Here is a 23,795-nt window from a genome sequence, read left to right on the forward strand (position 1 = left end):
CAGTCCGTTGACGTCGGCGTAGCTCACAACCTCACCCTTCTCCGGACCACTTGGTCACGGGAAGGCAGACCGAAGTGGCCGGCTTCCGGGCGGGGGGCCGTCGCGCTGCTGCGGCGACCCGGCCTTCGCCGAGGACTCCGCCCCCGCGCCCCGGCGCTCAGCCGAAGGACGAGCGCTCCAGCCAGGCATCCAGCAGCTGCGTCTCGCCCAGCACCTCCACCCGGTCGCTGTCGGCGGGCAGCCGGCGGTAGAAGACCTGGAGTACGTCGGTGAGCGGGCCCCGCAGGGTGACCGTGGCCTTCCCGTGGCCGCGGCGCCAGGTGAAGCGGCCCTCGCCGAACTCGATCAGCCACTCCGCGCCGGGCACGTCCGTCGCGTGGAGGTGGATGGAACGGCCCGCACCGCGCCGCAGTTCCTCCACCTGCTCGTCGGTGGCGGTGGACTGCACCCAGGCGGCGATCTCCAGCCATTCGTCGAGGGTGTCCGAGGCCACGTCGGGCTCCACCTCGAAGACGATCCCGGCGGCGATCGCCGCGTCCGCGCGGTGGACCACCGTCTCGTGGGTCATGCGGCGCGCCCAGAAGGCCGCGCTGTTGTCCCCGTTCCAGGACCACACCTCGGCGTCCGGCCCGGCGGCGCGCAGCGTGTCGGCGGTCTTCCGCGCGCCCTCCGCCAGCCACGCGTCCAGGGCCGCCGGCTCGGCGTCCCCGGGGCCGGTGGAATCGGGCACCTGGTCCCCGGGGACGGCCTCGGAAGCCCTCGTCCGTACGATCGCCTCGACCCAGCGGTGCGCGCCGCCGACGTGGCGTGCGAGGTGGCCGAGGGTCCATTCGGGGCAGGTCGGCACCTTCGCCGTCAGGTCGGCGTCCACCAGCACGGCTCTCAACAGGTCGGCCTGCCGGACGAGTTCATCGCAGTGGCGTGCGTATCCGAGGTCGGTCATACAGGCACTCTAATGGGGTCCGTTCGTACGGGCCCCGGGTTTCGGCCCGCGCAGAGCGGCAATACGACGGGCATGTCCCCCCGCCATAGCAGTGGAAGCAGCCGGGCGGCGACGATCGTCGTCGTCGTCGCCGACGTCATGGCCTTCATCCTCGGCCTGTGGATCCTGATGTACCTGCTGGACGCGAACCGCGCGAACGACTTGGTGAACTTCGTCCAGGACGCCGCCCGGTGGCTGGCCGGCTGGTCGCACGACCTGTTCACCTTCGACGAGGCGTGGGCGCGCGTCGTCGCCGGTTACGGTCTCGCCGCGCTCGTGTACCTCTTCGCCGGGCACGCGCTGGCGAACGTCCTGCGCCGCCACTGAGACGAGACCGCGGCTAGATGATTGAGTCCAAGGGCTCGTAGCCGTAGGCCGCCAGCGAGCGGTGTCGCATGTCGCTGCCATCACTCGCCCAGCACGTGCAAGGCGTGCCCGTTTCATCCTGGCGGGCAGCGGAGAGCGCGCAACGCATGCTCCAGCAACTCGGAGGACGTCTCGTGGTCGGGCCCTGCTTGGGAATGGCCTTGAGTCTCCAGTGACTGGAGACAGCAGAGTGGGGGACATGGACGTTACGACCCTCTACTCGATCGGGGAGCTTTCCCGGCGGACCGGCTTGTCTGTGAGGACCATCCGCTTCTACTCCGATTCGGGGGTGGTAGCGCCGACCACCCGTAGCCCCGCCGGTTACCGGCTCTACGACCTCGACGCACTGCTTCGTCTGGAACTCCTCCGCACACTGCGCGAGCTGGGCATGGACCTGGCCACTATTCAACGGGTACTGGACCGCGAGCTCTCGGTGGCGGAAGTCGCCGCGGCGCACGCCGACGCCATGGACGTCCAGATCCGGGTGCTGCAACTGCGTCGGAGCGTTCTGCGAGTCGTGGCCAGACGCGGGTCCAGTCCTGAGGAGACCACACTCATGCACAGGCTCACACAGTTGTCCGGCGAGGAACGCCGACGTTTGATCGACGATTTCGTGGATGGCACCTTCGGCACAGTGGATGCCGACCCGACTGCGGTGGCCATGGTTCGCGCTGCCACTCCCGACCTCCCCGATGATCCGACCGGCGAGCAGGTCGCCGCGTGGGTGGAGCTCGCCGAGCTGGTCGGCGACGAGGATTTCCGTGCCCGGATGCGCCGGACGGCCGTACGTCAGGCCGCCGGGCGCCCGCTCGACATCGAATGCGATGCCGGCGAGGAACTGATGGAATTCACCCGTCAGAAGGTGGCCGAGGCCATGGAGTCGGGCATCGACCCGCTCAGCGACAGGGGCGCACCCGTCATCGACGACCTCGTGCACCGCTTCGCCGAGGTGCTCGCGCGCACCCCTGACACGGAATTCCGGGACTGGATGGCCCAGCAGTTCGAAGAGGCGCACGATCCCCGGGTAGACCGATACTGGCGGCTGGTGTGGATCGTCAACGGCTGGCAGGTAGTACCGAACCTGATCCCGGTGTACCCCTGGCTCATCCAGGCCCTGCGAAATGACCGTGCCGCATAGTCACCGCAGTGGGCACGCCCCGGATCCCTGAATGAGTCCAGGGGATCGCCTGCGGACATGAGACGAGGGCGTCCAACGTCGATGTGTGACTAACGACCTGGACACCCTCGCAACGGCACTCTGTGCCCGGATTGACGACGAGTTGAAGGCTTCGCCGCATCTGGCGCCGTGGCGGCCTGCCGTCGGAATCACGCCCACGCTCAGTGACGCCGAGCTGATCACGCTCGCGGTCATGTCGGCGCTGCTCGGATACACCTCTGAGCGGCGCTGGCTTCGCCGCGTCGGGCGGGACTTCGGCCACCTGTTTCCCTACGTGCCCCAGCAGTCCGGCTACAACAAGCGGCTGCGTGCCGCGTTCTCACTGCTCACCAGCATGATCCGGATCGTGGCCCGCGATACCTCGCTGTGGAGCGACGATGTGTGGCTGGTCGACTCCACACCGGTCGGTTGCGGTTGCTCCCGTGAGACGGCCAAACGCTCGGACCTGGCAGGCTGGGCACAGTACGGCTACTGCGCATCACACTCGCGATACTTCTGGGGACTGCGTCTGCACCTGGTGTGCACACTCGGCGGACTGCCGGTCCTGTTCGCACTCACCGGGGCCAAGGCGGACGAGCGCGAAACGCTGCGCGACATGCTCGATACCGCGCCAGACGTCCTCGCCGTTCACCCCGGGCAGACGATCATCGGGGACAAGAACTACTTCGGCCGCGAGTTCGAGTACGGCCTTGCCGAGCGTCACCTGAAGTTGCTGCGGCCGGCCCGCAAGGGGGAAGCCGAGCGGGCCGGGGCGCACCTGTTCAAACCGCTGCGGCAGGTCATCGAGTCGATCAATCAGACCTTCAAAGGGCAGCTCGACCTGGAACGACACGGCGGCAAGAGCGCTGCAGGGGTGTCAGCCCGGGTCTTGTGCCGGATCCTCGCACTCACAGCGGTGATCTGGCACAACGACCAAACTGGACTGCCCATCAAGCGATCACTCACGGCCTACGATCACTGACCGCAACAACACCCCTTGGACTCATTCATCTAGTGGCTCGTCAAGCATCGTTGGCCGGGTAATCGACCTGCTGCTCCTCGGCCAGCAGACTATGTCCAAGACATGATCTTGGAGGTGGTCGTGGGACGTCGACCGAGTGTGTTCGTCCGGCCGGTCAGCATGGAGGAAGGCCGCAAGCTGCAGCAGATCAGCCGGACCGCGAAGGACCCGGTGAGACTGCGGCGGGCGATCGTGGTGCTGATGTCCGCCCAGGGCCAGACGGTCCGGGACATCACCTCGCTGATGCAGGTCGGTGAGGACTACGTCCGCGATGTCATCCACGCCTTCAATGAGCGGGGGTTCGACGCACTGGACCCAAAATGGAGCGGGGGACGGCCCAGGACGATCAGTGACCAGGTGCGCGAGCACATCTGCCTGATCGCCCGGACGTCTCCCGCCGACTGGAAGATCACCGCGTTCTCCACGTGGAGCCTGAGCAAGCTCGCCGAGCACCTCGTCAAACAGAAGGTGACCGTGGCCATCAGCCGGGAGACCCTGCGTCGGATCCTGCGCGCCGACAAGGTCTCCTGGCAGACCACCACAACGTGGAAGGCGTCCACCGACCCGGATTTCATCGCCAAGATGCACCGCATCCTGGCGATGTACGACACCCTGCCCGCCGACGGACGGGTGATATGTGTCGATGAGTTCGGGCCGCTGAACCTCATGCCACGCAAGGGCAAGGCGTGGGGGCCGGTGCGGCGTCCGCGCCGGCTGCGGGCCACCTACAACCGGTACAACGGCGTAATGCACATGCTGGCCGCCCTCGATCTGGCTACCGGCAAGCTGTACTACCGCATCCGCCCGCGTAAGCGGTGGCGCGAGTTCCTCGGCATCCTCAAAGCCCTGCGCGCCCGCTGGCCCGGGCAGAAGCTGTACGTGGTGCTGGACAACTTCTCCCCGCACAAACACGCCAAGGTCCGCGCCTGGGTCGCCGAGAATGACGTTGAGCTGGTCTTTCTCCCGACTTACGGCTCCTGGCTGAACTGGATCGAATCGGAGTTCGCGGCCCTGCGCTACTTCGCGCTCAACGGCACCGACCATCGCAGCCACGACGAGCAGAACGCTGCCATCGCCGCCTACGTCCGCTGGCGCAATGCCCGTGCCGAGCCGAAGACCATCTTCGCTCCTGACTCACCCATCCGGACCTGGACCCGGAACCCGACCCGCGCTGCCTGACCACCCGCGGGAGGTTCAGAGGCAGCGGTTTGCTCGCCCCTATCGGGCGAGGCGCGACTTGTCGCTCGCAGCCAGACGGCGGGCCAACACGCGGGTAGTGCTGCCGTCATCCTCTTTGATATCCCGGACATGCTCGAAACCGATTCTGCCCAACAGAGTCAGCGAGGTCTCGTTCGGTGCAGCCACGGTGGCATACACCTTGGTCAATCCGAGGGTGTCGAAGCCATAGGCAACGATAGCCTCTGCCAGCTCGGTCCCTAGGCCGAACCCCCATGCCGTCGGCGCCAGAGCGTAGATGATCTCGTGGCCTCCGACGACGTCGGTCAGCTTGATCTCGGCATGCCCGACCAGGAGTTCGTTGCGACGAACAGCCCAGACATCGAACAGGTCCTGGGCATAGACCTTCGTGAAGATCCGCCCGAACAGTGCCCGGTCTGCTGCTTCGGAAGCAGGGCCGTCACCCATCCACTGCGACACCCTGGTGTCCTGGAACAGAGCGACGAAGCCCTCTTCGTCCTCGGGGATGTACGGCTCCAGAAGTAGCCGCTCGGTGCGCAGAGTCGGGGTCACAGATGGCGACGCTACCCACGCGACATCCGAGTCAGCAAACCGCTTTTGCCTGCTCGGACATCGCCCTTCTCGTCGCCATGCCCCACATCGCCCGGCACTGCAGGCCGAGCTGTGTGAGGAGCCATTTGCACGGCCAACTATCCGAGTTGAGCCACTAGCAGCAGTCCGGGTCCAGGCCGAGCGGCAGCCGTTCGCCGCTGAAGACCGCGGTGGTCGCCTCGTCTCCGCCCAGGGCGGCCACCGCCAGCAGCAGCGACCCCGCCGTCCACGTGGTCTGCTCCTGCGGCCACACGGCGTCGTCGTCGAAGACGTATCCCGTCCAGTACATGCCGCCCGGCGCCCGCAGGTGCTGGATCGACTGGAGGATCTCCAGTGCCCGGTCCGACTCGCCCACCACCCAGAGCGCCAGGGCCAGTTCGCAGCTCTCGCCGCCGGTCACCCAGGGGTTGGGGACTATGCAGCGCACACCCCGCCCCGGGACGACGAACCGGTCCCAGTCCGCCTCGATACGGGCCTTGGCGTCCGGCCCGGTCACCGCGCTCGTGAGGATCGGGTAGTACCAGTCCATCGAGTAGCTGCTCTTGTCGAGGAACCGCTCCGGGTGGCGCTGGATGGCGTGGCGCAGCGCGCCGACCGCCAGCTCCCAGTCGGGCTGCGGCTCTTCGCGCTGCTCGGCGATGGCGAGCGCGCAGCGCAGCGCCTGGTGGATGGAGGAGCTGCCGGTCAGCAGCGCGTCGCCCACGGGCGTGCCGTCGTCCTCGCGCTTCCAGCCGATCTGGCCGCCGGGCTGCTGGAGCCCGAGGACGAATTCGGTCGCCGCGTGGACGGCCGGCCACATGCGGTCGATGAACGCGTCGTCGCCGGTGGCGAGGTAGTGGTGCCAGACGCCGACGGCGATGTACGCGCAGAAGTTGCTCTCGCGGCCCCGGTCGGTGACCCGCTCCGCGTCCCCGTCGTCGTACGCCGCGTACCAGGAGCCGTCCGCGTTCTGGTGCCTGGCCAGCCACGCGTAGGCACGGGCGGCGGCGTCGTGCTCGCCGGCCGCGTCGAGCGCCATGGCGGCCTCGGTGTGGTCCCACGGGTCGAGGTGGTGACCGCGGAACCACGGGATGGCGCCGTCCTCGCGCTGTACGGCGAGGATGCCCGCCACGGTCTCGGCGGCCTCGTCGGCGGTGAGGACACCGGGGAGGACCAGGTGTTCCGTACGTCCGGGAATGGTCACTTGGCGGCCGCCGCTACCGACGGGGCGGGCAGGTGCGGCTTGGTCGCGTACGCCACGAAGCTCTTGCCGACCACCGGGTTGAGCAGCTGCTCGGCGATCCGCGTCGCCGCGGGCTTCTTCATGATGTCCCAGACCAGCAGCTTGTGGTACGCCCGGACCGGCAGCGCTTTGTCGTTGTCCACACCGAACGCGCACTTCAGCCACCAGTAGGGCGAGTGCAGCGCGTGCGCGTGGTGCGTGCCGTACGGCTTGAGGCCCGCCTCGCGCATCTTGCCGAGCAGTTCGTCGGCCCTGTAGATGCGGATGTGGCCGCCCTCGACCTCGTGGTACGCGTCGCTCAGCGCCCAGCAGACCTTCTCGGGCCCGTAGCGCGGCACGGTGACGGCGATGCGGCCGCCCGGCTTCAGCACGCGCACCATCTCGGCCAGCACCCCCTTGTCGTCGGGGATGTGCTCCATGACCTCGGAGATGATCACGACGTCGAAGGAGGCGTCGGGGAAGGGCAGGTGGAGCGCGTCGCCCTCCATGGCGGTGGCGGTGGCGCCCGCCGGGACCTCACCGGCCTCCTTCATGGCGGCGAACCACTTGGCGACCTCGCGGATCTCCTCGCCGTTCTGGTCGAGGGCCACCACCTGGGCGCCGCGCCGGTAGCACTCGAAGGCGTGCCGGCCCGCGCCGCAGCCCAGGTCGAGTACGCGATCACCCGCGGCGAGCGGGAAGCGGGAGAAATCCACGGTCAGCACGGGGTCTGCCCTTCCGGGTGGGGGTGGTTACGGCGCCGGGTCACCGGACACGCGTGGCGGGGGTGGCGGGGACGGGGGCGGGCGGATTCCGCGGCGACTTCCGCTTCAGCGGGGTCTCACCGGGCTCCCCCGCGCACCGCGCCGTGCGCGGCGATCTGTTCGCGGTAGAGCTCGGCGGTGCCCTGGGCGGCCCTGGCCCAGGTGAACTTGTCCAGTACCCGGTCGCGTCCGGCCGCGCCGAGGCGCCGGCGCAGCTCGGCGTCGTCCAGCAACCGGCCGAGTGCGGCGGCCAGCGCGCCGGCGTCGCCCGGCGGCACGGCCAGGCAGGTCTCACCGTCGGGGCCCGCGACCTCGGGGATCGCGCCGCCGGTGGTGGCGACGAGCGGGGTGGCGGTGGCCATGGCCTCGGCGGCGGGGAGCGAGAAGCCCTCGTAGAGGGAGGGGACACAGGAGATCTGCGCGCTGCGGACCAGGTCGACCAGCTCGCGGTCGCTGATGCCCTTGACGAACTCGACGGCGCCCTGGAGCCCGTACCCCTCGATGGCCCGGGCGACCGGGCCGTCCTCGGCGCGCTTGCCGACGACGACGAGGTGGGCGTCGGGCTGCTCGGTGCGGAGCTTGGCGAGCGCCTCGACGAGGTGGACGAGGCCCTTGAGCGGTACGTCCGCGCTGGACGTCGTCACGATCCGCCCCGGGACCTCGGCGACGGACGGGTCGGGCGACCACAGGCCGGTGTCCGCGCCGATGTGCACGACACGGACACGGTCGGGACGTACCCCGAGGTGCTCGACGATCTCCTGCTGCGAGGAGCCGGAGACGGTGAGCACGGAGGGCAGCCGGCGGGCGACGCGCTTCTGCATGCGCGTGAAGCCGTACCAGCGGCGCACGGAGGCGCGCTTGCGACGGCTCGTCGCGGCGGCGAGGTCGAGCTGCCGGTCGACGGTGATGGGGTGGTGGACGGTGGTGACCAGGGGCGCGCCGAGATCGCCGAGCAGGCCGTAGCCGAGCGTCTGGTTGTCGTGGATGACGTCGAAGTCGCCGCGGCGGGCCGTCAGGTGGCGCCTGGCGCGGAGCGAGAAGGTGAGGGGCTCGGGGAAGCCGCCGGTCCGCATCGTCGCCACTTCGAGGGCGTCGATCCAGTCGCGGTACTCGTCGCGCCCGGGGGTGCGGAAGGGGTCGGGGCTGCGGTACAGGTCGAGGCTGGGCAGCTCGGTGAGCGGTACGCCCTCGTCGAGTACGGGGTAGGGCTGGGAGCCGAGGACTTCGACGCTGTGGCCGAGCCGGGCGAGCTCGCGCGAGAGGTGGCGCACGTAGACGCCCTGGCCTCCGCAGAAGGGGTTGCCCTTGTAGGTGAGGAGCGCGATGCGCAGTGGGCGGTCGCCCGTGCCCGGGTCACCCGCGTGGGGGCCCGCCTCTATGGCCTCAGCGGTCACTCTCGGCCCCCTTCTCACTGCTCTTTCACCGGAGCGTAGCCGCTGGCGCTAACCTAGAACAAGTTTCAGTATCGATCGCTCGACGAGCTCTGAATCTACCGGCAGGTAGCGCAACCGTAAGCGTCGGATCAGGTGATTCGCGCCACGGCGGGGGCCTGCCGTGGCGGGCCGCCCGGGGGCCCGCCCCCTCAGGTCCGGCGTACGCACACCTGCCATGGAACGGGACGCATGACAGTGGAAGCCAAGTCGGCGCCGCCAGCCCTGACGGCGCGTCAGGAGGCGCGCCGCCGCCGCATCCTGCACACCAGCGCGCGGCTGGCCGGCCGGGGCGGCTTCGACGCGGTGCAGATGCGCGAGGTCGCCGAGTCCTCGGGCGTCGCACTGGGCACGCTGTACCGCTACTTCCCCTCCAAGATCCACCTCCTGGTCGCCACCATGCAGGACCAGCTCGAACACCTGCACAGCACACTGCGCAAGCGGCCCCCGGCCGGGCAGAGCGCGGCCGAGCGGGTCACCGAGACCCTGATGCGGGCCTTCCGCGCGTTGCAGCGGGAGCCGCAGCTGGCGGACGCGATGGTGCGGGCGCTGACCTTCGCGGACCGCAGCGTCAGCCCGGAGGTGGACACGGTCTCGCGGCAGACGACGGCGATCATCCTGGAGGCGATGAACCTGCCGGGACCGCCGACACCGGAACAGCTGGCGGCGGTCAGGGTCATCGAGCACACCTGGCACTCGGCGCTCATCACCTGGCTCTCGGGCCGGGCCTCGATCGCCCGGGTGAGGACCGACATCGAGACAGTGTGCAGGCTGATCGACCGGACCTGACCTCATCAGGCCCGACTTGATCCGCAGGGCCCCGCCTCGCCCTGCCGATCGGGCGGACGAACCGGCGCCATCCCGGCGGGAGCTCGCGCTGGGCCACTTCGTACAGCGGCACCGAGGAGGGCTGTCCGGGCCGGCCCGCGGAGAGCCTGGTCCGGGGTCGCGTAGAACTGTCCGTCGGCGAGGCAGAAGACCTCGTACCGGTTGTCCATGGGTCCCCGTCGGCTGCGGTGGCACCGAGACTTCCACGCGGCCGGGGCGGCAGCAGTCACACCTGTCACGCCGCGACAGTGCGGTACTCATGGACAAAGAATCGTTCGGCCCTGTTCGAAAGCGGAGCGGCGCGCGGCAGTCTCCGCCACGGAACCCGATGATCTTGCCGCCCCCGGCACCCCCGGGGCCGCCCGCCACGGGCCGGTAGAGTGTGCGAATCGTCATCATGCCGTTCCGGGGGAAGCCGGTGCGAATCCGGCACTGCCCCTTCCCCAAGCTCTCGACTGCGCTCGAGCAGGGGAGACCCCATTCGTGAATCCGTCCTCTACGGGCGGTGAGTCGGAACGCCCGGTCCGGCATGACCAATGGCTCGGCACCGTCGAGGTATGTCGAGGTATACGGAGCCGGAGCCTGGTGCGTGGTTTCCGCGTGCCCGGGCCCGGCTCCTCAGCAGGAGAGGCCCCGCCCGTCATGACCCCCCTTCGCCGCAGCGCAGCCACCGTGCTCGCCGCTTCCGCCGTCCTCTGCGCGAGCGCGGCCACGGCTGCCGTCGCCGCGCCGTCCCCGTCCCCGGCGCCCGTGATTCCCTCGGGGCTCTACGGCGAGAAGGACCCGACGTACGACGGCGTCTGGCGGCAGTCGCTGGCCCTGCTCGCACAGGACACGGTGGGCGTGAAGCCCGCCGGGAAGGCCGTGAGCTGGCTGGTCGGGCAGCAGTGCGACAGCGGCGGCTTTGCCTCCTTCCGCGCCGACGCCGCCGAGCCGTGCACGGCGAAGACCATGGTGGACAGCAACGCCACCGCCGCGGCCGTGCAGGCGCTGAACGCCCTCGGCGGGCAGGAGGCCGCCGTGGAGAAGGGCGTCGGCTGGCTGAAGTCCGCGCAGAACAAGGACGGCGGCTGGGGGTACAACCCGGGCAGCCCGAGCGACGCCAACTCCACCTCGGTCGTGATCGGCGCGCTGGCGGCGGCGGGTGAGAAGCCCGGCGAGGTGAAGTCGCCGAAGGGCAGGTCGCCGTACGACGCGCTCGTCACCTTCTCGGTGCCGTGCGACGCGAAGACGGGCGGCGGCGCGTTCGCGTACCAGCCGGACAAGGACGGCAGGCTCGCGCCCAACGCCGACGCGACGGCGGCCGGTGTGCTGGGCGGACTCGGGAAGGGGCTGGACGCCGAGGCCGGCAAGGACAGCAGGGGTGACACGAAGGACGCGGAGTCCGGTGCGTGCGTGAAGGGCGAGCCGACGCCCGCGCGGGCCGTCGCGAACGGTGCCGCCTACCTCGACGGCGTACTCGCCGAGACGGGACACCTCGACACGCCTCCCATGCCCGGCGCCGAGAACACCGAGGCACAGCCGGACTTCGGCAACACCGCGGACGCCGTCGTCGCGCTGGCCGCGCAGGGCGGCGCCGCGCAGGCGCAGAAGCCGCTGAAGTGGCTGGAGAAGAACGCGGCGGGCTGGGCCGAGGAGCACGGCCCCGCCGCCTACGCCCAGCTGATCTTCGCCGCGAACGCGACCGGCACCGCCCCGGAGAACTTCGGCGGCGCCGACCTGGTGAAGGGGCTCAACGCGACCGGGCCCGCGCCCGAGGCCGCCGGGAAGTCCGCCGAGACGCCCGCCGGGAAGTCCGCCGACGAGAAGAAGGACAGTGACGGCGGCTTCGGTGCCTGGTGGATCGTCGCCGTCTTCTTCGTCGCCAGCGCCGGCGCCGGCATCCTCTTCAGCGGCCGCAAGAAGAAGAACCGGCAGCTGTGACGACGGTGCTGCGGACACGGCTGACGGCTCTCGTCCTGCTGCTCGGCGCCGCGCTCGCGGTGCCGGCCGGGGCGGGGGCCGCGCAGGCGGCGACGGGGTACCGCTACTGGTCGTTCTGGGGGAGCGACGGCGGCACGTGGACGTACGCGAGCCAGGGTCCCGCCACCGCCAGGTCCGCCGACGGCGATGTGATCGGCTTCCGGTTCTCGGTGAGCGAGAACTCGCAGGACTCCGCGAAGCCGCGCCGCGCGGCGGACGGCTTCGACGCGATCTGCGGCGAGGCGCCCGCCGAGGACGGCGCCAAGCGGATCGCCGTCGTCATCGACTTCGGTACGGCGGCCGACGCCCCGGACGGCGAACAGCCGCCCGCGCCGCGCTCCGTGTGCGCGCGGACCGCTACGGACGCGACCGCGGCGGACGCGCTCGCCTCGGTGGCGAAGCCGCTGCGCTACAACAGCACGGCGCTGCTCTGCGCCATCTCCGGCTACCCGGAGACGGGGTGCGGGGAGCAGGTGTCCGGCCGTGACGGCACACCTCGCTCCTCGACGGCCGCCAGTCCCACCGACGGCGGCGACGACGGCGACGGCGGCGGTCCCTCCGCCGGGCTGCTCGTCGGCCTCGCCGCCGTGTTCGCGCTCGGCGCCGCGGGCGTGTGGCAGGCGCGCCGCCGCCGCGGATGACCTCGATGCTCCTGCGTGCGCCGCGAGCGAGCCGCAGCAACGCCCTGCACGCCGGGGCCTGGTGGCTGTGGGCGCTCGGCCTGGCCGCCGCCGCGTCCCGGACCACCAACCCGCTGCTGCTCGGGATGCTGGTGGGGGTGGCCGGGTATGTGGTGGCGGCGCGCAGGACGGATGCGCCGTGGGCGCGTTCGTACGGGACGTTCGTCAAGCTCGGGCTGCTCGTCATCGGTGTCCGGCTGGTGTTCTCGGTCTTCCTGGGCTCGCCGATCCCGGGCAGCCACACCCTCTTCACGCTGCCCGAAGTGCCGCTGCCCGACTGGGCGCAGGGGGTGCGGATCGGTGGGCGCGTGAAGGCCGAGCAGCTGGTCTTCGCCCTGTACGACGGGGCGAAGCTGGCCACGCTCCTCATCTGCGTGGGCGCCGCGAACGCGCTCGCCAATCCGGCCCGGCTGCTCAAGTCCCTGCCGGGCGCGCTGTACGAGGCCGGGGTCGCCGTCGTCGTCGCGATGACGTTCGCGCCGAACATGGTGGCCGACGTGGTGCGGCTGCGCACCGCGCGCCGCCTGCGCGGCCGGCCGACGGGTGGCGTGGGAGCGGTGCTCCAGATCGGGCTGCCGGTCCTCGAAGGCGCGCTGGAGCGGTCGGTGGCGGTGGCCGCGTCGATGGACGCGCGCGGCTACGGGCGCACGGCGCCGGTCCCGCCCGCCGTACGGCACACGACGACCGTGCTGATGCTGGGCGGGCTGCTCGGGGTGTGCACCGGGGCGTACGGGCTGCTGACCGCCGACGGTGCGGCGTACGGCCTGCCGGTCCTGGCCACCGGGGTCGTCGCCGCCCTGGCGGGGCTGCGCCTGGGCGGCCGGCGCAGCGTCCGTACGCGCTACCGGCCCGACGAGTGGGGCGTACGGGCGTGGCTGGTGGCCGGGTCGGGGGCGGCGGTCGCGGCGCTGACGATCTGGGCCGCCTCGTACGATCCGGCGGCCCTGCACCCCGGGGTCGTGCCGCTGGCCGCTCCCGAGTTCCCGCTCTGGCCCGCGGCGTCCGTACTGATCGGGCTGCTCCCGGCGTTCGTGGCTCCCGCACCCCCCGCACCCCCCGTATCTCCCGTATCTCCCGTATCTCCCGTAGTGAAAGAGACTCCGCAGTGATCCGGTTCGAGAATGTGTCGGTCAGCTACGACGACGCCGCGCCGCCCGCGATCCGGGGCGTCGATCTCACCGTGCCGGAGGGCGAACTGGTGCTGCTGGTCGGCCCTTCCGGGGTGGGCAAGTCGACCCTGCTGGGCACGGTTTCCGGCCTCGTACCGCACTTCACGGGCGGCACCCTGCGCGGCCGCGTGACGGTCGACGGCCGCGACACCCGCACCCACAAGCCGCGCGAACTCGCCGATCTGGTCGGGACGGTGGGCCAGGACCCGCTCGCCCACTTCGTCACCGACACCGTCGAGGACGAGCTGGCGTACGGCATGGAATCGCTGGGCGTCGCGCCGGACGTGATGCGCCGCCGGGTCGAGGAGACGCTGGACCTGCTCGGCCTCGCGGAGCTCCGCGACCGCCCGATCGCCACGCTGTCGGGCGGCCAGCAGCAGCGCGTCGCGATCGGCTCGGTGCTCACCCCGCATCCGAAGGTGCTGGTCCTCGACGAGCCGACGTCGGCGCTGGATCCGGCAGCGGCGGAGGAGGTGCTGGCGGTGCTGCAACGCCTGGTCCACGACCTGGGGACGACCGTGCTGCTGGCGGAGCACCGGTTGGAGCGGGTGGTGCAGTACGCGGATCAGGTGATCCTCCTGCCGGGCCCGGGAGAGGCGCCGGTGATGGGTGAGCCGGGGGCCGTCATGGCGGTCTCCCCGGTCCACCCGCCGGTGGTGGCGCTGGGCCGCCTCGCCGGCTGGGACCCGCTGCCTCTCTCGGTACGGGACGCCCGCCGCCGGGCGGCGGACCTGCGGGCGAGCTTGGCCGGCGCGGAGCCGGAGCTGTTCCTTCCCGCTCCCGCCCCTTCCCGAAACCGTGGCTCCGCCCCGGACCCCGCTCCTCGAACGCCGGAGGGGCCGGTTGGCCCCGACACCGGCCACGATCAAGCCCGCCCGGCGGTTGAGGACCGGGGGCCTGGGGGCGGAGCCCACAGTTTCGGGAAGGAGCGGGTGGGGAGAAGGCTCGCCCGCCTGCTGCGCCGCCGCACTGCCGAACCGCCCCGCAGCGGCGAAACCACCGGCGCCGTGGCCGCCGGGACCGTGGCCGCCGGGACCGTGGCCACCGTCACCCACCTCGGCATCCGCCGTGCCCGCGTCGAGGCCCTCCGCCGCGTCACGCTCACCGTGTCCCCCGGCGAGACCATCGCCCTCATGGGCCGCAACGGGGCCGGCAAGTCCACCCTCCTCTCCGCCCTCGTCGGCATGGTCGAGCCCACCTCCGGCACGGTGTCCGTCGGCGGCCGCACCCCCCACCGCACCAGCCCCCGCGACATGGTCCGCGAGGTCGGCCTGGTCCCTCAGGAGCCGCGCGACCTGCTGTACGCCGACACCGTCGCCGCCGAGTGCGCGGCGGCCGACAGCGACGCGGGCGCGGCCCCCGGCTCCTGCCGGGCCCTGGTCGCGGAGCTGCTCCCCGGCATCCGGGACGACACGCATCCGCGCGACCTGTCCGAGGGCCAGCGGCTCGCCCTCGCCCTCGCCCTCGTGCTCACCGGACGCCCGCCGCTCCTCCTCCTCGACGAGCCGACGCGCGGCCTGGACTACGCGGCGAAGGCCCGCCTGGTCGGGGTGTTGCGTTCCCTGGCCGCCGAGGGGCACGCGATCGTACTGGCGACGCACGACGTGGAGCTGGCCGCGGAACTGGCACACCGCGTCGTGATCCTCGCCGACGGCGAGGTGGTCGCGGACGGCCCGACGGCCGAAGTGGTCGTCTCCTCCCCCGCCTTCGCCCCGCAGGTCGCGAAGGTCCTCACCCCGCAGAAGTGGCTGACCGTCGCGCAGGTGCGGGACGCGCTGGAGGAGGGAGGGGTATGAGCGACGCGAAACAGGTCCGCCCCACACCTCCCGAACGCCCCGCACGCCCCGCACGCCCCGAACGCCCCGAACGCCTCGCACGTCCCGTACGCCTCGGTCCGCGCTCCGTCGCCGCGCTGTTGCTCATCAGCGTGATCGGTGTGATCGCCGTCGGCTGGCCGCTCCTCGCCGACCCCGCCTCCGAGCTCGCCCGTGACCACTCCCAGGACGCCGCCTGGCTGCTCGCCGTCCTCCTCCCCCTCCTCGTCGCCGTGGTCGTCGCGACGATCGCCGACTCCGGGCTCGACGCGAAGGCCGTCGCGATGCTGGGCGTACTGGCAGCGGTCGGGGCCGCGCTGCGTCCGCTCGGGGCGGGGACGGCCGGCCTGGAGCCGATGTTCTTCCTGATGGTGCTGAGCGGGCGGGTCCTGGGCCCCGGTTTCGGCTTCGTGCTCGGTTCGGTGACGATGTTCGCGTCCGCGCTGCTCACGGGCGGGGTCGGGCCGTGGATGCCGTTCCAGATGCTGTCGATGGGCTGGTTCACGATGGGCGCGGGCCTGCTGCCGGGCGCGGAGCGGCTGCGCGGCCGGGGCGAGCTGGTGATGCTGGCGGCGTACGGCTGCGCGGCCGCCTTCCTCTACGGCACGGTCATGAACCTCCAGGGATGGACGTACATCGGCGGCCTCTCGACCGGCGTCTCCTTCCACCCCGGCGACCCGGTCCACGAGAACCTGGTCCGCTTCCTCGCGTACTGCCTCGCCACCTCCCTCGGCTGGGACCTGGGCCGGGCCGTGCTCACCGTCGTACTGACCCTCGGCATCGGCGCGCCCCTCCTGAAGGCGCTGCGCCGGGCCACGCGCCGCGCGGCCTTCGAGGCCCAGGTCACATTCGAGGGCCCGCAGCGGTGACGGGGCGGTGAGAGGGCCCACAGGACCTTGGCCCTCGACTACGGCGGGTAGTAGCCACAGCATCGCCCCGCCGGACCGGTCCACACCCTTCTGACCTGCACAGATCCCTGCTAGCGCACCCGTGGGCCGTTATGCCCGGTTTACCGGCTCTGCTAGTAAGAGGGGTGATTGCGGTGGGGTCTCGGCCCTGCTTCATTGGAGCAGTCGCCGGGCGCAGCACCACCCGGCCGCCACCGGCCGCCACAGGCCGCACCGGCCCGCCCGCGACGTCCCCCGCTCCCGACGTGAGGTCTCCACGTGTCGTTCCCGGTCATCAACCGCATCGTCGCCCGTCCCCAGTCCTTCGCCGCCGGCGCTGCCGTGCTCCTCGGCTCCGTGGGCGCGATCATGGGCGGCGGCGCCTCCGAGGCCGCCGCGGCAAGCCCGCAGTCGGTCGCCCAGCAGATGATCCCGGACGCCGCGCAGTACCAGTGCTTCGACAACATCGTCTCGCACGAGAGCGGCTGGAACCCGCAGGCCACCAACGCCTCGTCCGGCGCGTACGGCCTGGTCCAGGCGCTGCCCGCCTCCAAGATGTCGTCCGCGGGCAGCGACTGGAAGACGAACCCGGCCACCCAGATCGAGTGGGGCCTGGACTACATGAACGACCGTTACGGCAGCCCGTGCGACGCCTGGGGCTTCTGGCAGTCCAACGGCTGGTACTGACATCAGCCCGCCGGCATCCCGGCGGTCGCGGTCCGGCCGATCGGGAAGGTGACGCCGGGGGCGGCACGGCCGACCGGGCCGTCGCACGGACGCGGTCCGGTGAGCGGTCCTGGTCTATCCGTGCCGACGGCTGATCAATAACGTTGCCTCGACCGCGTATTGCCTTTCGAGGGAGCATCCGACCATGTCCACGGCCCAGCAGGTCCCCGACATACTTTCGCCCGAGTTCGCCGAGAACCCGTACGCCGCCTACGCGGTGATGCGAAAGTCCGCGCCGCTGTTCTGGCACGAGACGATGCAGAGTTACGTCATCTCCCGGTACGAGGACGTGGAACGGGCCTTCAAGGACAAGGAGCCGGTGTTCACCACCGACAACTACGACTGGCAGATCGAGCCCGTGCACGGGAAGACGATCCTCCAGCTCAGCGGGCGAGAACACGCCGTGCGCCGGGCGCTGGTGGCCCCCGCGTTCCGGGGCAAGGACCTCCAGGAGATGTTCCTCCCGGTCATCGAGAGCAACGCCCGCGAGCTGATCGACACCTTCCGGGACCGGGGCGCGGCCGATCTGGTCGGCGCGTTCGCAACCCGCTTCCCGGTGAACGTCATCGCCGACATGCTCGGTCTCGACAAGGGGGACCACGCCAAGTTCCACCACTGGTACACCACGGTGATCGCCTTCCTCGGCAATCTGGCCGGCGACCCCGAGGTGGCGGCGGCGGGCGAGCGCACCCGTGTGGAGTTCGCCGAGTACATGATCCCGATCATCCAGGAGCGCCGGAAGGCGCCGGGGACGGACCTGCTGTCCACGCTGTGCGCGGCGGAGGTGGACGGGGTGCGGATGAGCGACGAGGACATCAAGGCGTTCTGCAGCCTGCTGCTCGCCGCCGGCGGCGAGACCACCGACAAGGCGATCGCGGCGCTCTTCGCCAACCTGCTCGCCCACCCCGATCAGCTCGCCGCGGTACAGCAGGACCGCGGTCTCATCGACCGGGCCTTCGCCGAGACGCTGCGCTTCTCCCCGCCCGTGCACATGATCATGCGCCAGACGGCGGCGGAGGTGACGCTCAGCGGTGGCACCGTCCCGGCCGGCGCCACCGTGACGTGCCTGATCGGGTCCGCCAACCGCGACGAGAGCCGTTACGCCGACGCGGACACGTTCGACATCTTCCGGGAGGACCTCAACGCGACGAACGCCTTCTCCGCGGCCGCCGACCACCTGGCCTTCGCCCTGGGGCGGCACTTCTGCGTCGGCGCCCTGCTGGCGCGGGCCGAGGTGCAGGTCGGAGTGAACCAGCTGCTCGACGCGATGCCCGGCATCCGGCTCGCGGACGGCGCCGAGATCACCGAGCAGGGGGTGTTCACCCGGGGACCGAAGGCCGTGCCGGTGGTGTTCACGCCTGTCGGCTGAGGACAGCGGCCGCTCCCCCGCGCCGGTGACCGGGCGGTGGCCCAGGGGGCTCCGGCGCGGTGGGGGCCAGTGGGGCACGGGGGTGGAAGCCATGGGTACGGGCGCGCTCGTCCACCGGCTTGGCCGTCCTGACGGCCCCCCGGAGCCGTTGACCTGCTCTCGGGCGTCGCCGTAGGGTTAAGCGCACCAACAGCGCCAATCGCCCATTAGGGTCACTATGGTTGTCACGTTCCGCGTCCGCCGCCGGGCAGCTGTCTTCGCCGGTTCGGTCCTGCTGGCCACGGGCCTCCCGTTCACCCTGTCGGCGTGCGGCTCCACCGCGCCCCCGGCGGGGCAGCAGGAACAGGCCGGCGAGCCGGCTCCCGTCCCTCCGCAGTTCGGCCCCTCGCTCACTGAGACGCTGAAGGCTCAGGCCACGGCGCAGGACGCGGCGGCGCGGAAGACCGCCGGACGCGAGGCTGCGGAAGCCCCCGAACGGGCTCCGGAATCCGGACGGCCCGACTCCGCCCCGGACAGCCGGAGGGCCTGCACGACGGACCCGGCCGACCGGGCGGCCTGCCGCAACCCGGGCGGAACGATCGATCCCGACGGCGGAGACGTGGACGGCGACGGAGTCTACGAGCCGCACGAGCCCGTTGGTCCCGGTTACAAGGACCCGCGCGCGTACGACGGCGGCAAGACGTCCGGTGAGACCCAGTGCGAGTGGCTGCGCTCCCGGGGCATCGCCTGCTGAGCTCCTGCCCCGGTGACCTGCCCTCCGTTCCATGACGGACCGGGCGGGCGGGCGGACAGGGCAGACGTACGGGGGGTACGAGACGTACGGCTCCCGCGCGAACCGCGCCTGCCCGCGCAGGCGCGGTATCCGGGCGACGCCTGGCTGTGTCCGGTGCTTCGCCGCCGGCCCTAGTGGGACACGGGGGTGAAGGACACCGGCAGGGTGGTCAGGCCGCGCATCCAGATGGACGGGCGCCAGGTCAGCTCCTCCGGTTCGACCGTGAGCATCAGGTCGGGGAGCCGTTCCAGCAGGGCCTCGACGGCGGTACGGGCCATCACGTCGGCGAGCTGGGGCGCGGGGTAGGGGCAGCGGTGCTCGCCGTTGCTGAAGGACAGGTGCGAGGAGTTGCCCTCCGCGCCGACGTGGCCCTCGGGCCAGATCTGCGGGTCGGTGTTGGCGGCCGCGAAGCCGAGCACCAGGCAGTCGCCAGCCTTGATGTGGCGGCCGCCGAGCTGGACGTCGCGGTCGGCCCAGCGGCCGATGAAGTTCTGGGTGGGGGTCTCCAGCCAGAGGACCTCGTTGAGGGCGTGCCCGACGCTGAGCCGCCCGCCGGAGACGTTCAGGGCGAACCGGTCGTCGGTGAGCAGCCGTCGCAGCGTGTTGCCGATCCAGTTCGCGGTCGGCTGCTGGGCGGCGGCGATGACGGAGATGAGGTCCTGGACGATCTCCTCGTCCGCCAGGCCCGCCGGGTGGGAGACCATGCGGGAGATGATGTCCGGGCCGGGCGCTACCCGCTTGTCCACGACGAGCTGCTGGAGGCGCTCCCCCACGCGCGCGTAGGCGGCCACCGGGTCGTCGCCCTCCGACGCGTCGAGGGACATCCGCAGGTCCTCGACCAGGTCGTCGGTGTCGGTGCCGTGGGCCGGCATGCCGCACATCTGGACCACCGCGCGCATCGGCAGGGCGTGGGCGTACGCCGACATCAGCTCGGCCTGGCCGCTGCCCGCGAACCCGCCGATGAGCTCGTCGGCGATCCTGCGGCAGTTGTAGCCGAGTTCGAACTGGTCGACGGCTTCCAGGGCGTCGCTGATCACGCCGGCGCGCCGCTGGTGCTCGGCGCCCTCGGTGAACAGGACCGAGGGCTGGTAGCCGACGAAGGGCAGCAGCGGCCAGTCGGCGGGGATGGAGTCCCACTGGTTCCAGCGCCGGGAGTCGCGGGCGAACAGCTCGTCGTGGCGGGTGACGTAGGAGACCTCGGAGTACCCGAGGACCAGCCAGGCCGGGATGTCGCCGTCGAGCAGCACCGGGGCCACGGCTCCGTGTTCGCGCCGCAGCGTCCGGTACAGCTCGGAGGGGGTCTGCTGGTACTGGAGGCCGCTGAGCCTGATCGCGCCCGGCTGGTGCGCGGGGCAGCCCGGCGGAGGCGTCACCGCGGAGGCGGAGGCGGTGAGGTCGCTCATGAGGTCGTCTCCTGTGCCAGAGCCAGTGTGTAGAGGTGGTCGACGAGGGTGATCAGGACGTTCTTGCCGTCGCTGCGCACGCGGGCGTCGCAGTCGAGCAGGGGGATGTGGGCGGGCAGCGACAGCGCCTGACGGATCTCGTCCAGGGAGTAGTACGCGGCGTCGTCGTCGAACCGGTTGACGGCGACGACGAACGGCGTCTTGTGGTGTTCGAGCCGGTCGATGGCGTACCAGGAATCGCTCATGCGCCGGGTGTCGACCAGGACGACCGCGCCGAGGGTGCCGGAGAACAGCCGGTCCCACAGGAACCAGAACCGTTCCTGTCCGGGAGCGCCGAACAGGTAGAGCACCATGGTCTCGTTGAGGCTGATCCGCCCGAAGTCGAAGGCGACCGTCGTGGTGGTCTTCTGGGCGACCCCCGAGGTCTCGTCGACGCCGACACCGGCCTGCGTCATGTACTCCTCGGTGTTCAGCGGGCGTATCTCGCTCACGGACCTGACCAGCGTGGTCTTGCCCACGCCGAACCCGCCGACGACGACGATCTTCAGTCCGGTGTCGGCTCCATCGGCGAGCGGTGTGCGCTCCGGCGCCCCGGAGATCACCCCGGAGGTCGCCTCAGAGATTGCGGAGTCCATGCAGCACCTCCTTCAGCAGGGCGGATTCGGGCAGGTCGGCGGCGGCCGCGGCGCGAGGACGGCGGGCGGTGATCCGCCCGGCGGCCAGCAGGTCCTCCAGGAGGATCCGCACGACGGTGATGGGCAGTTGCAGGTCGGCTGCGATCTCCACCACTGCGGCGGGGTGACGGCACAGCGTGAGGATGCGGACGTGCTCCGACTGCATGCCCGGCGTCGGGGCGCACTCGCTGACCACCAGGGTGACCAGATCGAACACCGCGGTGTCCACGGGGTGGCTGCGGCCACCGGTCACCGTGTAGAGGCGGTCCGGGGACCCGGTGTCGACGGGGCGGCGGATCATGACGTCGGGGTGTCCTGCGCACTGGTGCGGGGTTCGGCCCGCAGGTGCTCGCCGATCTGCTCGACCATCTCGCTCATGTTGTGCCCGACCACGCCCGGATCGGCGCTGTCGGTGGCCACGACGGCGAGGTGGGCGCCCTCGCCGGCCTCGACGATGAGCAGCAGCCCGCCGCGGAACTCGGCCATCAGGTGGTTGACGCCTCCGGTGCCGTCACCGAACTCCACCGAGGCGCCGTGCGCGAGGGCCTGCATTCCGGAGGAGATGGCCGCGAGCTGGTCGGCCTGGTCGAGGGTGAGGTGACTGCTGCGGCACAGCTTGAGGCCGTCGCGGGAGAGCACCAGGGCGTGCCGGGTGCCGGGGGTGCGCTCCACGAGGTTGTCCAGGAGCCAGGTCAGGCTGGTGTCGGTGGTCTGCACGGTGGTCATGGGCCGGTGCGGCGCGGTGCTCCGGTCGGCCCGTGCCTCCAATCTCAAGGGTCATGGGGAAGGTCGGTCGTCTGCGGGACGGCGGCGCGCGCGGATACGGCGCGCGGAGATGAAGGACCGTGACGCTCAGGCGGGCGGGCGTGGGTCCTTACGGCGCTGGGACTGGTGGAAGGCGCCGAAGCTCGACCCGGCGTTTCGGGCGGGCGGGGCGGGGCGGTCGTCCGGGGTCTCGGGACGCTTCTGGTCCGCGGTGGCCATCGTGCGTCCCGGCGGGCGTACCGGAAGGCCGCCCGCGGTCGCGGCGCGCGGTGCCCCCTCGGGGGCGTCGGCGCGCGCGGGCGCCGACGGGGACGCGGGCGCCGGCAGGGCTTCGGGCACCGGCGGGGGCGCCGGCCGCGAGGCGGGCTCGGGCAGCGGCGCGGGGGCGGCCGCGGGAGCCGCGGGCGTCCGCGCCGGTACGGGGGCCGGCACCCGCTGCTGGGCCAGCAGCTGCGGCGGGAGCAGCACCACCACTCCGGTGCCGCCCCGGGAGGAGGGCCGGTAGTTCACGGAAATGCCGTACTTGGCGGCCAGGATGCCGACCACCGCCAGGCCGAGCCGGGTGCCCTGGAGGCCCGCCAGGTCGGTGGACCTGCCCGATACGGCTTCCACGGCGCGGCGCATCGCGGCGTCGGCCATGCGCAGGCCGCTGTCCTCGATGGTGACCACGATGCCGGCGCTGCGCTCCTCCACGTACACGTGGACCTCGTCGATGGGCGGCGAGAAGTTCGCGGCGTTGTCCATGAGTTCGGCCAGCAGGTGCATGACGCCCTCGGCCGCGAACCCCGCGACCGCCGCGGTGCTGGCCGAGTGCAGCCGCACCCTGCGGAAGTCGGCGATGCGGCCGACCGCGCCGCGCAGGACGCTCTCCATGACGATCGGCTTGTTCCACGCCCGGCTCGCCCGGCCGCCCATCAGAATGGCCAGCCGGTCGGTGAGCAGCCCGAGCTGCGAGGTGCTGTGGTCCAGCCTGAGCAGGTCGCTGAAGACATCGGCTCCGTGCCGGTCCTGCATCTCGCGCAGGTCGGCCAGCATGCTGACGGCCCTGGCCTGCACCCGGCCCAGCGCCTTGGCGCTGGCGGCCTGCGCGGCGGCCGCGCGGCGCTCGCTGACGCCGAGTTCGCGCACCATCTGCTCCAGCAGCGCCCGCAGCCGCTCGTCGGCGGGCAGGTCCAGTCCGGCGAGGACCGTGTCGGCGGAGGCGCCCCGGCGCAGCGCCGCCACGGCGGCGGGCAGCGCGGTGGCCGTCAGGCGCTCCAGGTCGGCCGCGCCCCGGGTCATCTGCTGTACGGCCGCCGCGTGGTCGGCTTCCGCCGCCGCCGTGCGGCGGGCCGTCTCACCGAGTTCGGTGGTGAAGACGCGCAGCAGGTTCTCGAGCTGGGGGTCGGCGGGCCGCTGGGCGGAAGCGAGCGCTTCGCCGGCGTCCGAACCGTCGCGCAGGCGCTGGACCATCTGCGGCAGCGTGACGTTCACCAGGTGCGCGGTGTCACCGGTGCTGCGGGCTATTCGCTCGCGCAGCGCGGCCTGCTCCTCGTGGGCCGCGCGCCTGGCGGCGGCGAGCCGTTCGGTCAGTACGGCGACGACGACGGCGAGTACGAGGACGCACAGGACACCGACGGCGGCCGTACCGAGCACCCACGAGCGCGCCGCGTCCGGGGCGGCCCCCACCACGGCGCCACCGGCCGCGGCGGCGGCGACCAGGCCCACCGCCGGCGCAGTCCAGGGCGGCCGCCGTTTCGATGCGCGGCGCGGGCGGACGGCGGCAGGCGTTGTCATAGCGCGGGTCCCTCAGACGGTGTGTGGGGGTGGCCGGCCGGCAGCGGAGACACCACGGGGTGACGGACCGAGGAAAGTTGACGGTGATGTTCCGCTGGGCCGTGGCCATGGTAACCACGGAACGTGATGCGTCAGGGCCATGCCCGCCTCTGCCCACGACTCCTGCGGAGATCCTCCCGATTTACCTGTCCGATTACCTGCCCGCTGAAATAATCGAGTCGACAGACCAACTGGGCTGGATCGGTGGGGAAATGGGAGCCGG

General features: G+C 71.6%; 23 protein-coding genes. 13 read left to right on the plus strand and 10 right to left on the minus strand.

Annotated features, from left to right (window positions below; translation table 11 throughout):
* Positions 1-157: 157 nt before the first annotated feature.
* Complete coding sequence (locus ACWDZ4_RS26670; RefSeq protein ID WP_451510922.1) at positions 158-943, minus strand: maleylpyruvate isomerase family mycothiol-dependent enzyme; 786 nt, start codon at positions 941-943, stop codon at positions 158-160.
* A 72-nt stretch (positions 944-1,015) separates the two neighbouring features.
* Here ACWDZ4_RS26670 and ACWDZ4_RS26675 point away from each other — a divergent pair, with 72 nt between their 5' ends.
* The 4 genes from ACWDZ4_RS26675 (at position 1,016) to ACWDZ4_RS26690 (ending at position 4,704) form a co-directional block, all read left to right on the plus strand.
* A complete protein-coding gene (locus ACWDZ4_RS26675; RefSeq protein ID WP_451510923.1) occupies positions 1,016-1,309 on the plus strand; it encodes a hypothetical protein in 294 nt (97 codons plus the stop codon).
* Positions 1,310-1,547: 238 nt separating this feature from the next.
* Positions 1,548-2,486, plus strand: a complete 939-nt coding sequence (locus ACWDZ4_RS26680; protein ID WP_451510924.1) for a MerR family transcriptional regulator — start codon at positions 1,548-1,550, stop codon at positions 2,484-2,486.
* Between the two features lie 85 nt (positions 2,487-2,571).
* The gene (locus ACWDZ4_RS26685; RefSeq protein ID WP_451510925.1) at positions 2,572-3,486 is read left to right on the plus strand and encodes an IS982 family transposase; all 915 of its coding nucleotides are present in this window, start codon (positions 2,572-2,574) and stop codon (positions 3,484-3,486) included.
* Positions 3,487-3,606: 120 nt separating this feature from the next.
* On the plus strand, positions 3,607-4,704 hold the full coding sequence (locus ACWDZ4_RS26690; RefSeq protein WP_451510926.1) for an IS630 family transposase: 1,098 nt from the start codon (positions 3,607-3,609) through the stop codon (positions 4,702-4,704).
* 39 nt (positions 4,705-4,743) lie between these two features.
* Here ACWDZ4_RS26690 and ACWDZ4_RS26695 read toward each other — a convergent pair whose 3' ends face one another.
* The 4 genes from ACWDZ4_RS26695 to ACWDZ4_RS26710 all read right to left on the minus strand — a co-directional run bounded on the left by ACWDZ4_RS26695 (position 4,744) and on the right by ACWDZ4_RS26710 (position 8,672).
* Entirely contained in the window at positions 4,744-5,274 is a 531-nt protein-coding gene (locus tag ACWDZ4_RS26695; protein WP_451510927.1) for a GNAT family N-acetyltransferase, read from the minus strand.
* 154 nt (positions 5,275-5,428) lie between these two features.
* A complete protein-coding gene (locus tag ACWDZ4_RS26700; protein ID WP_451510928.1) occupies positions 5,429-6,496 on the minus strand; it encodes a prenyltransferase in 1,068 nt (355 codons plus the stop codon).
* Positions 6,493-7,239, minus strand: coding sequence for a class I SAM-dependent methyltransferase (locus ACWDZ4_RS26705; protein ID WP_451510929.1), 747 nt, complete (start codon positions 7,237-7,239; stop codon positions 6,493-6,495). Before ACWDZ4_RS26705 ends, ACWDZ4_RS26700 begins: the two co-directional genes overlap by 4 nt.
* A 116-nt stretch (positions 7,240-7,355) precedes the next feature.
* Positions 7,356-8,672 (minus strand): glycosyltransferase family 4 protein, encoded by a 1,317-nt coding sequence (locus ACWDZ4_RS26710; RefSeq protein WP_451510930.1) that lies wholly within the window; start codon positions 8,670-8,672, stop codon positions 7,356-7,358.
* A gap of 228 nt (positions 8,673-8,900) precedes the next feature.
* Between ACWDZ4_RS26710 and ACWDZ4_RS26715 the strand changes: the two genes are divergently transcribed.
* The 9 genes from ACWDZ4_RS26715 (at position 8,901) to ACWDZ4_RS26755 (ending at position 18,876) form a co-directional block, all read left to right on the plus strand.
* Entirely contained in the window at positions 8,901-9,497 is a 597-nt protein-coding gene (locus ACWDZ4_RS26715; protein WP_451510931.1) for a TetR family transcriptional regulator, read from the plus strand.
* A 681-nt stretch (positions 9,498-10,178) separates the two neighbouring features.
* Positions 10,179-11,459 carry a prenyltransferase/squalene oxidase repeat-containing protein gene (locus ACWDZ4_RS26720; protein WP_451510932.1) on the plus strand — a complete coding sequence of 427 codons (1,281 nt, stop codon included), beginning with the start codon at positions 10,179-10,181 and terminating at the stop codon, positions 11,457-11,459.
* A gap of 5 nt (positions 11,460-11,464) precedes the next feature.
* Positions 11,465-12,139 (plus strand): SCO2322 family protein, encoded by a 675-nt coding sequence (locus ACWDZ4_RS26725; RefSeq protein ID WP_451510995.1) that lies wholly within the window; start codon positions 11,465-11,467, stop codon positions 12,137-12,139.
* Complete coding sequence (locus ACWDZ4_RS26730; protein ID WP_451510933.1) at positions 12,136-13,287, plus strand: energy-coupling factor transporter transmembrane component T; 1,152 nt, start codon at positions 12,136-12,138, stop codon at positions 13,285-13,287. The genes ACWDZ4_RS26725 and ACWDZ4_RS26730 overlap by 4 nt, the downstream gene beginning before the upstream one ends.
* Positions 13,284-15,143 carry an ABC transporter ATP-binding protein gene (locus ACWDZ4_RS26735; protein WP_451510934.1) on the plus strand — a complete coding sequence of 620 codons (1,860 nt, stop codon included), beginning with the start codon at positions 13,284-13,286 and terminating at the stop codon, positions 15,141-15,143. Before ACWDZ4_RS26730 ends, ACWDZ4_RS26735 begins: the two co-directional genes overlap by 4 nt.
* Entirely contained in the window at positions 15,140-16,030 is an 891-nt protein-coding gene (locus ACWDZ4_RS26740) for an ECF transporter S component (RefSeq protein ID WP_451510935.1), read from the plus strand. Before ACWDZ4_RS26735 ends, ACWDZ4_RS26740 begins: the two co-directional genes overlap by 4 nt.
* A gap of 297 nt (positions 16,031-16,327) precedes the next feature.
* On the plus strand, positions 16,328-16,735 hold the full coding sequence (locus tag ACWDZ4_RS26745; RefSeq protein ID WP_451510936.1) for an aggregation-promoting factor C-terminal-like domain-containing protein: 408 nt from the start codon (positions 16,328-16,330) through the stop codon (positions 16,733-16,735).
* A 184-nt stretch (positions 16,736-16,919) separates the two neighbouring features.
* On the plus strand, positions 16,920-18,143 hold the full coding sequence (locus tag ACWDZ4_RS26750) for a cytochrome P450 (protein ID WP_451510937.1): 1,224 nt from the start codon (positions 16,920-16,922) through the stop codon (positions 18,141-18,143).
* Positions 18,144-18,360: 217 nt separating this feature from the next.
* The gene (locus ACWDZ4_RS26755) at positions 18,361-18,876 is read left to right on the plus strand and encodes a hypothetical protein (RefSeq protein WP_451510938.1); all 516 of its coding nucleotides are present in this window, start codon (positions 18,361-18,363) and stop codon (positions 18,874-18,876) included.
* Positions 18,877-19,046: 170 nt separating this feature from the next.
* On the opposite strand, the gene ACWDZ4_RS26760 is transcribed toward ACWDZ4_RS26755, so the two are convergent.
* From ACWDZ4_RS26760 to ACWDZ4_RS26780, 5 genes are all read right to left on the minus strand, one after another.
* A complete protein-coding gene (locus ACWDZ4_RS26760) occupies positions 19,047-20,318 on the minus strand; it encodes a cytochrome P450 (protein ID WP_451510939.1) in 1,272 nt (423 codons plus the stop codon).
* The gene (locus ACWDZ4_RS26765; RefSeq protein ID WP_451510940.1) at positions 20,315-20,953 is read right to left on the minus strand and encodes a GTP-binding protein; all 639 of its coding nucleotides are present in this window, start codon (positions 20,951-20,953) and stop codon (positions 20,315-20,317) included. Before ACWDZ4_RS26765 ends, ACWDZ4_RS26760 begins: the two co-directional genes overlap by 4 nt.
* The gene (locus ACWDZ4_RS26770; protein ID WP_451510941.1) at positions 20,934-21,293 is read right to left on the minus strand and encodes a DUF742 domain-containing protein; all 360 of its coding nucleotides are present in this window, start codon (positions 21,291-21,293) and stop codon (positions 20,934-20,936) included. The genes ACWDZ4_RS26765 and ACWDZ4_RS26770 overlap by 20 nt, the downstream gene beginning before the upstream one ends.
* Complete coding sequence (locus tag ACWDZ4_RS26775; protein WP_451510996.1) at positions 21,290-21,709, minus strand: roadblock/LC7 domain-containing protein; 420 nt, start codon at positions 21,707-21,709, stop codon at positions 21,290-21,292. The genes ACWDZ4_RS26770 and ACWDZ4_RS26775 overlap by 4 nt, the downstream gene beginning before the upstream one ends.
* A gap of 135 nt (positions 21,710-21,844) precedes the next feature.
* Entirely contained in the window at positions 21,845-23,533 is a 1,689-nt protein-coding gene (locus ACWDZ4_RS26780; RefSeq protein WP_451510942.1) for an ATP-binding protein, read from the minus strand.
* Positions 23,534-23,795: the final 262 nt, after the last annotated feature.

The sequence above is a fragment of the Streptomyces sp. NPDC003016 genome (assembly GCF_053591455.1).